The 12,094-nt window shown below is 71.0% G+C and carries 11 protein-coding genes and 1 pseudogene; 5 read left to right on the forward strand and 7 right to left on the reverse strand.

Annotation, left to right across the window (positions count from 1 at the left end; all coding sequences use genetic code 11):
- Nucleotides 1–5: 5 nt before the first annotated feature.
- The 7 genes and pseudogenes from H516_RS22095 to H516_RS0108675 form a co-directional block, all read right to left on the reverse strand.
- Nucleotides 6–497, reverse strand: a complete 492-nt coding sequence (locus tag H516_RS22095) for a DUF2599 domain-containing protein (protein WP_169513511.1) — start codon at nucleotides 495–497, stop codon at nucleotides 6–8.
- Nucleotides 498–971: 474 nt separating this feature from the next.
- A pseudogene (gene istA, locus H516_RS19235) lies at nucleotides 972–2,024 on the reverse strand (IS21 family transposase); the annotation flags it as partial.
- Between the two features lie 132 nt (nucleotides 2,025–2,156).
- Nucleotides 2,157–2,315: a hypothetical protein gene (locus H516_RS22100; RefSeq protein WP_022889327.1), complete on the reverse strand. Its 159-nt coding sequence runs from the start codon at nucleotides 2,313–2,315 to the stop codon at nucleotides 2,157–2,159.
- 28 nt (nucleotides 2,316–2,343) lie between these two features.
- Nucleotides 2,344–2,766 carry a DUF2809 domain-containing protein gene (locus H516_RS21280; protein ID WP_022889328.1) on the reverse strand — a complete coding sequence of 141 codons (423 nt, stop codon included), beginning with the start codon at nucleotides 2,764–2,766 and terminating at the stop codon, nucleotides 2,344–2,346.
- A complete protein-coding gene (locus tag H516_RS19245; RefSeq protein ID WP_022889329.1) occupies nucleotides 2,763–4,754 on the reverse strand; it encodes a DEAD/DEAH box helicase in 1,992 nt (663 codons plus the stop codon). Before H516_RS19245 ends, H516_RS21280 begins: the two co-directional genes overlap by 4 nt.
- A gap of 92 nt (nucleotides 4,755–4,846) precedes the next feature.
- Complete coding sequence (locus H516_RS21285; protein ID WP_022889330.1) at nucleotides 4,847–5,407, reverse strand: hypothetical protein; 561 nt, start codon at nucleotides 5,405–5,407, stop codon at nucleotides 4,847–4,849.
- A 120-nt stretch (nucleotides 5,408–5,527) separates the two neighbouring features.
- Nucleotides 5,528–5,857, reverse strand: a complete 330-nt coding sequence (locus tag H516_RS0108675; protein WP_022889331.1) for a hypothetical protein — start codon at nucleotides 5,855–5,857, stop codon at nucleotides 5,528–5,530.
- An 89-nt stretch (nucleotides 5,858–5,946) separates the two neighbouring features.
- On the opposite strand from H516_RS0108675, the gene H516_RS0108680 reads away from it, so the two are divergent.
- The 5 genes from H516_RS0108680 (at nucleotide 5,947) to H516_RS0108700 (ending at nucleotide 12,075) form a co-directional block, all read left to right on the forward strand.
- Nucleotides 5,947–7,323, forward strand: a complete 1,377-nt coding sequence (locus H516_RS0108680) for an MFS transporter (RefSeq protein ID WP_022889332.1) — start codon at nucleotides 5,947–5,949, stop codon at nucleotides 7,321–7,323.
- Entirely contained in the window at nucleotides 7,320–9,185 is a 1,866-nt protein-coding gene (locus H516_RS19255) for a glycoside hydrolase family 2 protein (RefSeq protein WP_022889333.1), read from the forward strand. Before H516_RS0108680 ends, H516_RS19255 begins: the two co-directional genes overlap by 4 nt.
- An 85-nt stretch (nucleotides 9,186–9,270) precedes the next feature.
- Nucleotides 9,271–10,296 carry a DUF2804 domain-containing protein gene (locus H516_RS0108690; protein WP_022889334.1) on the forward strand — a complete coding sequence of 342 codons (1,026 nt, stop codon included), beginning with the start codon at nucleotides 9,271–9,273 and terminating at the stop codon, nucleotides 10,294–10,296.
- Nucleotides 10,293–11,354 (forward strand): LacI family DNA-binding transcriptional regulator, encoded by a 1,062-nt coding sequence (locus tag H516_RS0108695; protein WP_022889335.1) that lies wholly within the window; start codon nucleotides 10,293–10,295, stop codon nucleotides 11,352–11,354. The genes H516_RS0108690 and H516_RS0108695 overlap by 4 nt, the downstream gene beginning before the upstream one ends.
- Before the next feature lie 94 nt (nucleotides 11,355–11,448).
- Nucleotides 11,449–12,075, forward strand: a complete 627-nt coding sequence (locus H516_RS0108700; protein ID WP_022889336.1) for a hypothetical protein — start codon at nucleotides 11,449–11,451, stop codon at nucleotides 12,073–12,075.
- Nucleotides 12,076–12,094 lie beyond the last annotated feature (19 nt).

The following is a 12,094-nucleotide window of genomic DNA, read 5'->3' on the forward strand; positions in this document are numbered from 1 at the left end:
TTCAGTTAGGGGTTGCACTGGGCGGCAACGGTGGCAGGGTAGCCAACGTTCGGTCGCCACGAGTCCAGGTTCCACGGACGCTTGTCCCACGCATTCGCAATATGACAGACAAGCTGGTCGCGCCACTTCTGCCCTTCATACGTGCTTGATACCAGAGGCTTGTACTCGTTGTCGTAGACCGCCTGGGCAGCGTTGACGCAAACCGTGCGCGGTGCTGAAGTGCTGCGGTACACAGCCACCGTTGTCCCCTGCGAGACGCCCTTCACCACGGCACTACTCAGGCACGGGCCAGCTGCCGCCGGAGCGACCATGTTCGCGTTCGCGTTCGACGATCGGAACTCATCGAGAAGCTCAAGGTATTCCGCGACGGCTGCAGGATCATCGGGCGGGGGCGTCAACGAACCGATCCCAGCCGAGCCAGCAGCACCAAGGTCGAATGGTCGCACCGAGACCGGTGCGACCTTGGGTACAGCTGTTGGTTCTGCCTGAGCAGCCATAGCCGGTGCGCCTAGAGCGGCTGCCAAGCCAATGGTGAACCCGACCAACTTCAACACACCTGCATGTCGCATGACTCCTCCGAACGTTTGCAGGTCCCCCGCACGGGGTAGCCACCGGATGGCGAAACCACTCGATGCCCTCGGCTGCCCCGACACTCCCATAGCCAGTCGACTTATCGCAAGTCATCTGTTCGGAGGACCGCCCCAAGACGCCGGCGCGATCGAACTGACAGACCGCCCCCAGGTGAGGCTCCAAATGCTCGCCCTCGCCTGCTCATCGGCAACACGAATCTGCACGAGCTCGAGTCCGGGCTCGCGCAGCGGATCGGGGAGATTGGCTATGTGAACCGGCCTGGGTTTCTCGGAGGGCATGATCTAACCAAGGAGAATCATGCCTGCTGTGAAGAAGTACGACGAGGAGACCCAGAAGCGTGCGGTCCGGATGTTCCTGGATCGGGTCGCTGAGGGAGGGATCCGGCCGATCAGCCGCGCCGGGACCGAGTACTTCGCCATCCGGACCGTGAGCAGACTCGAACGGTCCACCCGGGGATGCAACTGCAGGCCGGGATCGAACCGTTCGAACGGCAGCGCCGCCAGGAGCGGTTGCTCCACCGTGAAGTCCTCACCGACGGTCCGGATACGAGTGTTGATGCGGCGGCTGCTGTCGCGGGCGTCCCAGCCGCGGATCTGTTCGTTCAGTTGCGCGAGCGAATCGACTTGGGGCATCGGTGACAGCCAGGTCCGGCGGAACCGGCCGACCTCGCCCTCGACACCGCCCTTCTCATGTGCGCCCTCGATCCCGGGTTGGCAGTAGAATGCGTCGAACCCGTAGTGCGAGCGGAACAGCACCCACCGGTCGTTCTCGACCCGGCTTCGTCCCTTCCCGTAGACGACGGACTGCACTGCGGCGGTCAGGTTGTCGTACTTGATGTGCTTGGTCGGGATGCCGCCGATCTCCTCGAACGCGTCGATGTGGCCTTCGAGGAACGCTTCCTGCGACTGCGTCGAGTAGACCCGGTGCACGGCTTTGCCCGAGTGTGAGAGGCGGAACGTGAACATGTGGCACTTCGTTTTCACCCCGGCCAGGATCACCCACACTTCACCGAAGTCGACTTCGGCTTCCTGCCCGGGGGCGTGCTCTTGCGGGACGAACACTTCGACCCGGCGGCCGCCATCGACGTCGATCTCGGCGCGGCGAATCCGGACGTAGTCTCGGACCGTCGAGTACGACAGATCCCTCGCCCCGTGCTCGTCAGCCAGACGTGCGAGGATCCGCGTGGCGGTGTGACGTTGCTTTCGTGGCGCGTCCAGATCCTGCGTCAGCATCGCGTCGATGACCGGTTTGAAGGGGTCCAGCTTCGGCGCCATCCGAACGGGTGTCTTCCGCGGCGGCGGCTCGGCCTGGGCCAGCGCCAACCGGACCGTGTCCCGGCCGACTTGGTACTTCCGCGCTAACGCGCGGATGCTCAACGACTCGACTCGCGCATCGCGTCGGATGCGTGCGAACAGGTCCACGCGACTTCCCATCTGACCACCTCAGCTCCGCGCCCTCGAAAATGAGAGCACGACAACCGTCGAGGGTGGTCCTGAATCAAACCGTCACAACACACCGGCAATCAGCGAGATGGTCCTGAATCAAGCCGTCATGCCGGTCCTGAATCAAGCTGTCATAGTCAGGAGATGCTCGCCGACATCGGGACGCAGGTCGCGTCGCGCCGTAGCTCGCGGGACCTCGAGCGCGTGCAGATTCGTGTTGCCGATGAGCAGCCGGCGGTCGGCGGCCATCAGCGTGATGCCCGGGTAGCCGTCGGCGGCCACCGGCGCAGCAATGGCTGCCGCCCCGAGCTCAGGGGGCGGGCGCGCCTCGCCGCCGCCCCCGGGTTACCGGCGACCGTGCGAGCGACACGATCCCGATCAGCAGCAGCGCGCCGAGGATGTACCCGACGAAGTCGAGCGGATCGAACGAGCTGCCGAACACGAACCGCAGGAGCGGCACCGCATCGACGAGACGGGCCGGGAGCCTGGCGAGCTGCAACAGCTCGACCGCGCCGGCGACGCCGAACCCGGCCGTCGCGACGGCCCAGCCGGGCAGCCGCGGCCACGCGATCGCGATCGCGAGTCCGGCGAGGCACGCATACAGCGCGCTCCCCGCGAGGTCGACCGCGACCGTGCGATCGGGCAGCTGCAGGGCGAGGCCCATGAGCAGCACGAGCACAGCGGTCGCGGCGAACGTCAGTCGCAGACGCCGGTCACCCGCCAGGCGGGTCACTCGTCGCGCGGACCCTTGTGCCGGGGCTTGCGCGCCGGGCGGTCGTCGCCCGAATCCTCGGCGCGGTCGGCATGCTCGTCACGAGGCGGCCGGTCGTCTCGGGCGTTCCCGCCATCACGAGGCGGCCGGTCGTCTCGGGCGTACCGGTCATCACGACGCGGGCGGTCGTCGCGCTGGTACCGCGACCCTCCGCCGCGGCCGTCGCGGTCGCTCCGGCGCGGGGCACCGCGATCGGGCCGCAGCTCGATGAGTCGACCCGAGATGCGGGTGCCGGCGAGGCGCTCGAGGGTCTCACGGGGCAGGTCGGCGGGCAGTTCGACGAGTGAGAACTCGGGCTTGATCTGAATCGCGCCGAAGTCGTCGCGACTGAGGCCGCCCTCGTTCGCGAGCGCGCCGACGATCTGGCGCGGCTCGACCCGGTGGCGTCGGCCGACGGCGATGCGGTAGGTCGCCATGGGCACTCCGCTGCCGCGTGGGCGGCGCGCCGGTCGGTCGTCGCGGTCGTAGCGGTCACCATACCGGTCGCCGCTGCGCCCCCGGTCGTGGCGTTCGCCGCTGCGCCCCCGGTCGTCGCGGCCCCGGTCGTCACGCCCCCGCTCGCGGTCGAAGCGCGCGGGCCGTTCGGGCTCGGGCTCGAGCAGCAGCGGCGACTCGCCCTGGGCGACCACGGCGAGCGCGGCGGCCACGTCGACCTCGGGCACGTCGTGGTGGCGCAGGTAGTGGGCGATGATGTCGCGGAATCCCTCGATGCGCTCGTTCTGCTCGAGCGCCGCGGTGATGCGGTCGTCGAAGCGGGCGAGACGGGTCACGTTGACGTCGTCGACGCTCGGCAGCGTCATCGGGGTCATCGGCTGCTTCGTCGTCTTCTCGATGCGCGCGAGAAGGCTCCGCTCGCGGGGCGTGACGAAGCTGATCGCGTCGCCCGTGCGGCCGGCGCGGCCGGTGCGGCCGATGCGGTGCACGTACGGCTCGGGGTCGGTCGGGATGTCGAAGTTGACGACGTGCGAGATGCGCTCGACGTCGAGGCCGCGGGCGGCGACATCCGTGGCGACGAGGATGTCGAGCTTGCCGTTCTTCAACTGCTCGACGGTGCGCTCGCGCTGGGCCTGGGCGACGTCGCCGTTGATTGCGGCGGCCGCGTACCCGCGGGCGCGCAGCTTCTCGGCGAGCTCTTCGGTCACGTTCTTCGTGCGGACGAAGATGATCATGCCCTCGAAGTTCTCGACCTCGAGGATGCGGGTGAGCGCGTCGACCTTCTGCGCGTACGAGACGATCAGCGACCGCTGCGTGATGTTCGCCGAGGTCTGCGTCTTCGTCTTGACGGTGATCTCTTCGGGGTCGTGCAGGTACTGCTTCGACATGCGGCGGATCGCCGCCGGCATGGTCGCCGAGAACAGGGCGACCTGCTTGTCGTCGGGCGTGTCGGCGAGGATCGTCTCGACGTCTTCGGCGAAGCCCATCTTGAGCATCTCGTCGGCCTCGTCGAGCACGAGGTACTTGAGCTCCGTGAGGTCGAGGGTGCCCTTGTCGAGGTGGTCCATGATGCGGCCGGGCGTGCCGACGACGATGTGCACGCCGCGGCGCAGCGCCGAGAGCTGCACGCCGTAGCCCTGCCCGCCGTAGACGGGGAGGATGTGCACGCCCTTCAGATGCGCGGCGTACTTCTCGAACGCCTCGCAGACCTGGAGTGCGAGTTCGCGGGTGGGGGCGAGCACGAGCGCCTGCGGCGTCTTCTGCGAGAGGTCGAGCCGGGCGAGGATGGGGAGCGCGAACGCGGCGGTCTTGCCGGTGCCGGTCTGGGCGAGGCCGACGACGTCGCGCCCCTCGAGCAGGGTCGGGATGGTCGCGGCCTGGATCGCGGAGGGGGTCTCGTAGCCGACGTCGTCGAGCGCCTTGAGCACCGCCCCGTCGAGACCGAGGTCTGCGAATGTCGTCGCGGCGGGCTCAGCGGGAGCCGCGTCCGGGGCGGGAAGTTCTTCAGAAGTCACGCTTCAGGGTAGTCCCCGGTGCTGTGAAAGGCCCGGTGGATGCCGCGGGGCGCCGCCGAGACGCACAGGGGGGCGACCCGTGGTCGGCTCCGTCAGCCCTTGGGCTTCTTCGGCCCCTGACCGCGGCCGGGGTGGTCGTCGTCGGACTCGGGCTCGGGCTCGGGCTCGGGCTCGGTAACGGGATCGTCGTCGGGTTGGTCGGCGGGCTCGTCGGCGGCGGGCTCGTCGGCGACGGGCTCGTCGGCGACGGGCTCGGCGGGGCCCGATGCGGGATCGGGGGGTGCGGGCGTCGCCGTGGGCAGCACGGGCGGGAACGCCGTCGAACTCGCCGGGGCACTCGGCGTCGGTCGGGGCGTCTCGAGCTCCGAAGCGGCCTCGGTGCCCGCTGCGCCACCGCCCGCCTGGATGACGGCGACGCCGCCGGCGATGATCCCGACCGAGAGGAGCGCCGCCGCCCCCGTGAGGGCGACGGCGGAGTGCGCCGCCGTCCAGGCCCTGACGCCGGAGACCGCAGGGGCCGATCGGCGTGCGAACGCATCGACCGTCGCCGAGAGGCGTGCCGCGACCGCCGCGACCGGTGAGGCGGGCGTCGTGCGCGGCGCAGCGCGGCGGCCTCGCGGGCGCGGGCGGCCCTCGCCCGATCCGTCGCTCACCTCGACCTCGATTCGTCAGCGGCCGCCCGCACTCGGGGGCCACGTTCGAGGATAGAGGTCGACGCCGTCGCGCGCACCCGCCCGCGGAGGTGGCGCGGGCTCGGCGTCGACGGCGCGAGGTCAGGCGTTGACGATGAGCGCGTAGATCAGGGTGCCGAACTGCTCGAGCAGCACCATCGAGCCGACCGTGGTGCCGATGGCGCCGTAGACCCGGGTGGCTCCGCCTCGCAGGCAGGCGACGACGCCGACCGCGACGGCGGTGAGGGCGAGCACCACCGCGATGGCGGTCATGACGAACGAGACCGTCGAGAGCGAGGTGTAGTCGCCGGATCGGATGAAGGCGGCGTTGATGAAGATGCTCGCGAAGTCGATGAGGACGAGCACGATGCCGAGCACGAACGCGACGACGCCGATCGCTTCGGTCTTGGAGGTGGGCGTGGCGGCGGTCATGGGGCCACCCTAGCTGCGGCGTCGACACCGCGAGCGATCTGTTAGCATTCACGAAGATTTCAACGTTGAAATAGAACCCCCAGAGGACGATGACCACCCGAACCCCACCTCGCGGCCTCCCGACCGCCGGCACCGCGACCGCCCCTGCGCTCGGCCCCCGCACCTGGGCCGCGATCATCCTCGTCGGCCTCGTCGGCCAGCTCGCCTGGGTGATCGAGAACATGTACCTCAACCTGTTCGTCTACGAGACGATCTCGACCGACCCCGCCGTGATCGCGTGGATGGTCGCGGCGAGCGCCATCGCAGCGACCGTCGCGACCCTCATCGTCGGCGCCTGGTCCGACCGGTTCGGCCGCCGCCGCGAACTCATCGCGGGCGGGTACCTCGTCTGGGGTGCGGTGACGGCGACCTTCGGCCTCGTCGGCGCACCGGATGCCGCGGCGGAGGCCGCCCCCGTGCTCATCGGGGGCGTCGTCGCGATCATCGCGCTCGACTGCGTCATGAGCTTCATCGGCTCGGGCGCGAACGACGCGGCCTTCGCCGCCTGGGTCACCGACTCGACCGTGCCCGCGAACCGCGGCCGGGTCGACGGATGGCTCGCGACGATGCCGCTCGTCGCGATGCTGCTCGTCTTCGTGCTGCTCGACCCGATGACGCAGGCCGGGCAGTGGCCGGCCTTCTTCGCCCTGGTCGGCGGCGTCACCGCCGCGACGGGGGTCGCCGCCTGGTTCCTCGTCCGCGACCGCGGCGTCGCACCCCGCGAACAGCACGTGCTGCGTGCGGTCGTCGACGGTCTCCGCCCCTCGACCGTCCGGCGCGAGCCGGTGCTCTTCCTCACCCTCGCGATCTGGTGCGTGATCGGCATCAGCTCGCAGATCTTCATTCCGTTCGTGCTCATCTACCTGCGCTACTCGCTCGCACTCGAGGCCTCCGCGATCGCGCTCGGCATCGTGCTCATCCTGGCCTCGGCGCTCAGCGTCGTCGGCGGGCGCGTGATGGATCGGATCGGCAAGGAGCGGTTCCTGCTGCCGGCCGTCGGCGTCTTCGTCGCGGGGCTGGTCGCGATGGCCTTCGTGCGCGACTTCGCCTGGGTGATCGTCGCCGCGACGTTCATGATGGCCGGCATGATGGCCTCGATCGCCGCCGTCTCGGCGATGACGCGCGACGCCACCCCCGCCGACCGGGCCGGCGGCGTGCAGGGCGCCCGCATGATCTTGGCGGTCATGCTGCCGATGGTGATCGGCCCGGCGATCGGCGCCGCCGTCATCTCGGGCGCGGCGCACAGCTACGTCGAGCTCGGGCAGGAGCGCCCCGTGCCCGGCCCCGAGATCTTCCCGGTCGCGGCCCTCGTGCTCATCGCCGTGCCCGTGCTGGTCGCGCTCCGCGCACGCGTGCTGCGTCGCGCGACCGCGCGCGCCACCGCCGCCGACACCGCGGCCGACACCCATGGGGAGCCCCGCGCATGAGCCGCCGCACCCCCTGGGCCGAGACCCTCGATCCCGACGCCGTGCTGCCCGAGTACCCGCGCCCGCAGCTCGCCCGCGACAGCCACCTGAACCTCAACGGCTGGTGGGAGCACGCGTTCGCCGCCGACGACCGGCGGCCGACCGCGTGGGACGGCCGAATCCTCGTGCCCTTCTCCCCCGAGGCCGAGCTCTCGGGAGTCGGGCGTCAGCTCCGGCCCGGCGAGCACCTCTGGTACCGGCGCACCGTTCGGCTGCCCGAGGGGTTCCTCGTGGGACGGGTGCTGCTGCACTTCGGCGCGGTCGACCAGCGCTGCCGGGTCTTCGTCGACGGGGTCGAACTCGGCGCGCACGAGGGCGGCTACCTGCCGTTCTCGATCGACGTGACCGAGGCCCTCGCCGACGGCGAGCCGCACGATCTGACGGTCGACGTCGTCGACCCGAGCGACACCTCGACCCACTCGCGCGGCAAGCAGTCGCTGAAGCGCGGGGGCATCTGGTACACCGCGCAGTCGGGCATCTGGCAGTCCGTCTGGATGGAGTCGGTGCCTGCGCTGCACGTGCGGGCGCTCGATCTCCGCCCGAGACTCGACGCCGAGGCGATCGAGGTCGTCGTCGAGGCATCCGTGCCCGATGACCCCGCCGCGGGCGAGCCGCCGAGCGACGGCATCCCTCCCCTCGCGACCGTCATCGTGCGCGCCGAGGGCCGCGAGCTCGCCCGGGCCGAGGGCCCGGCGGGGCGCCCGCTCACGGTCCCGCTGCCCGGAGCCCGCCGGTGGAGCCCCGACGACCCCTTCCTCCACGACGTCGAGGTGCGCCTCGGCGACGACGTCGTGCAGAGCTACGTCGGCATGCGCTCGGTCGGCGTCGCCCCCGACGCGTTCGGCCGGCCGCGGCTCATGCTGAACGGCGAGCCGGTCTTCCACGCGGCGGTGCTCGACCAGGGCTACTGGCCCGAGGGCCTCTACACGCCGCCGTCCGACGAGGCGATGGTGCACGACCTCCGCAGCATGAAGGAGCTCGGCTTCAACGCGGTGCGCAAGCACATCAAGATCGAGCCGCTGCGCTGGTATCACCACTGCGACCGGCTCGGCCTCCTCGTCTGGCAGGACATGGTGAACGGCGGCCGCCGCTACAACCCGGCGGTCATCACGCTGCCGGTGAAGCTGCCGGTGCGTCTCGACGACCGCAGGCACCGGCTGTTCGGCCGGCAGGATGCCGCGGGGCGCGCCGAGTTCACCGCCGAGCTCGAGGAGACGGTGCGGCTGCTGAAGAACTCGCCGAGCGTCGTCGTGTGGGTGCCGTTCAACGAGGGGTGGGGGCAGTTCGACGCGCTCGCAGCCGTCGACCGGATCCGGGCGATCGACCCCGACCGGGTCGTCGACCACGCCAGCGGGTGGCACAACCAGCGCGGCGGCGACCTCGAGAGCCTGCACGTGTACTTCCGGAAGCTGAAGCCGAAGCGCGGCTGGGGCCGCGACGGGCGCGCGGTCGTCGTCTCCGAGTACGGCGGGTACAGCCTGCGCGTGCCCGGGCACGAGTTCGGGCCGAAGGAGTTCGGCTACCGTCGCTATCGCTCGATCGACGCGCTCACCGACGGTTTCGTCGAGCTGCATCGTGCCGAGGTGCTGCCCGCGATCGCGGCCGGGCTCTCGGGCGTCGTGTACACGCAGCTGTCCGACGTCGAGGACGAGCTCAACGGTCTGCTCACCGCCGACCGCACCGTCGTCAAGGTCGACCCCGGCCGCGTGCGCGGCGTCATCGGCGAGCTGTTCGCCGCGTTCGACCAGGTCACGGCGCCGGCCGCGGCATCCCCCGCCTCGACCTCGCCGACCTCGCCGGCGCCCACCCGTCCCACCCGCTGACCCGGCCCACCCGGCCCACCCGAGCCCACCCGAGCCCACCCGAGCCCACCCGAGCCCACCCGAGCCCACCCGAGAACGGAACCCCATGGCCCGCACGATCGTCGAGCGCGAGCTCACCGCCCCCGTCGCCCTCTGCGGGCCCGACGGCCGCCTGAACCCCGACGCCGTCGGCTGGACGCGAACGCCGCTGCACGACACCTCGGGCATCGACGGCCGCCGCGTGTGGGGAAGGAACAAGCGGTGGGAGTACTGGGCGATCACGACGCCGACCCACATCGTCGCGCTGACGGTCTCGTCGATCGATTACGCGGCGGTGCACGCGATCCTCGTGCACGACCGCCGCGACGGTTCGACGATCGACCGTTCGGCGATCGCGCCGCTCGGCGGGAGCGCGACCCTGCCCGCCTCGCTCGGCGACGGGCCGGCACGAACGCGCACGAAGGCGATCGAGATCGACCTCGATGAGCTCGCCGACGGCTCGGGCACGCGCCTGCGGGGCCGCGCCGAGGGCGTGCGCTTCGACATCATCGCGCACCGGCCCGCCGGGCACGAGAGCCTCGGCGTCGTGGTGCCCTGGTCGAGCCGTCGCTTCCAGTACACGGTGAAGGATGTCGCGCGCCCCGCGACAGGTTGGCTCGAGGTCGGCGACCGGCCCGTCGAGCGCATCGAGCTGCCCGAGGGCGAGAGCTGGGCGGTGCTCGACCACGGTCGCGGGCGCTGGCCGTACAAGATGATCTGGAACTGGGGCGCCGCCTCGGGCGTCGTCGACGGCCGCACGATCGGCCTTCAGCTCGGCGGCAGGTGGACCGACGGCACCGGCTCGACCGAGAACGCCGTCGTCGTCGACGGCCGCCTGCACAAGATCAGCGAGGAGCTCGACTGGGAGTACGACGAGAGCGACTGGCTCGCCCCGTGGCGCATCCACGGCGAGCACGCCGAACTGCGGTTCGAGCCGTTCTGGGATCGGGTGAGCGCGACCGAGCTCGTCGTGTTCGGCTCGCACGGGCACCAGTGCTTCGGCCACTACTCGGGCTGGGTCGACGCCGACGGCGAACGCATCGAGGTGACGGGCCTGCTCGGCTGGGCCGAGGACGTCAGGAACCGCTGGTGAGCGGACGGGGTCCGACCCTCAAGGACGTCGCGGCAATCGCCGGCGTCTCGTACCGCACTGTGTCGAACGTCATCACTGCGCGAGTGCCCGTGAGCGAGGCGACACGCGAGCGCGTCGAGGCCGCGATCGCCGAACTCGGCTACCGGCCGCAGCTCGCGGCGCGCCAGCTCCGGGTGGGACGCAGCAACCTGATCACCCTCTCGGTGCCGTTCCTCTCGCTGCCGTACTTCGCCGAGCTCGCGCACGCCGTCGTCGGCGCAGCCGAGCGGGTCGGCTACGACGTCGTCGTCGACGAGACCCACGGCGACCCCGAACGCGAGCTCCGCGCGGCGGCGGGGTTCCAGACCCTCCTCACCGACGGCATCCTGCTGAGCCCCATGTCGCTCGGCGACGCACAACTGGCCGACGCCCGCGGGCGCACGCCGCTCGTCGTGCTCGGCGAGCGGATCCGCGCCGCGCGCGTCGACCGCGTCGTCGTCGACAGCGTCAACTCCTCGCGTGATGCGGCAGCGCACCTCATCGCCTCGGGTCGCCGCACCCTCGGCTTCCTGGGCGTGGTGCCGGATGCCTCGTCGGGCGCCGCGGCCGCAGACCTCCGCCTCGAAGGGTTCCGATCTGCGCTGCGCGCGGCCGGGCTCGAGGCGAAGCCGCAGCACCTCCTCGAGGTGTCGCCGTGGGACCCTGCGTCGCCCGTCGGCGACTACTCGCGCGAGGAGGGGTACGCCCGGGTGCGCGCACTGCTCGCGAGCCGCGGGGGCGACGGCGCGCTCGACGGGCTCGACGGGCTCGTCTGCGCGAACGACCTGCTCGCGATCGGCGCGCTGCGCGCCCTCCGCGAGGCCGGCATCGAGGTGCCAGGTCGGGTCGCCGTCGTCGGCTGGGACGACTCGCCCGAATCGGCGTTCGCCGCACCGTCGCTGACGAGCGTCGCCCCGGATCTCACCGAGCTCGCGCGTCTCGCCGTGGCATCCGTGCTGCGCCTCGTCGACGACCCGCACTCGCCGCCGCGCGTCGAGCAGGCCCCGTACCGGCTCGTCGTCCGCGAATCGGCGCCGTAGCGAGGCATCCCGCCCGTTCGCGAACCACTGGCCCCCACCGGCTACGCTGCACCCAGGGGGCGCCGTTGCGGCGCCGTGACGAGGGGACCGCACCGTGAACGAACAGAAGCCGCCACGTGATCAGTGGAAGCGTGCGACCGAGATCGTCGGCGTCTTCCTGCTGTCCATCACGGCAGTGCTGACCGCGTGGTGCGGGTTCGAGTCGTCGAAATGGGGCGGCGAGATGTCGATCGCGTTCAGCCAGGCGTCGAGCGCCCGCATCGCAGCCGCATCGGCCGACGGTGCCGCACGCGACGCGCGGACGTTCGACCTCACCATCTACGGGGCCTATGTCGAGGCGACGGGCGACGGCAACCAGGAGCTCGCCGACTACATCAGCGACCGCTTCACGCCCGAGTTCCGCACCGCGTACGACGCCTGGGTCGCCGACGGCCAGGTCGAGAACGGCCCGTTCGCCCGCCCCGAGTACGTGCCCCCGGGCACCGCCGAGGCCGCGGCGGCGAGCGCCCGGGCCGACGCGAAGTTCGACGAGGCGCTCGAGAACAATGCGCGCGGCGATCGCTACTCGCTGCTCACCGTGCTCTTCGCACTCGTGCTGTTCCTCACCGCGATGTCGCAGCGCGAGAACCCGGTATGGGTCACGCGCACCCTGCTCGGCCTCGCGCTCGTCGTCGCCGTCGTCGGCATCGTCATCATGTCGACGTTCCCGGTGATCATCTGAGCGGGTGCGGACTCTTCTC

This window comes from Agromyces italicus DSM 16388 (genome assembly GCF_000421545.1).
GTDB classification, from domain to species: domain Bacteria; phylum Actinomycetota; class Actinomycetes; order Actinomycetales; family Microbacteriaceae; genus Agromyces; species Agromyces italicus.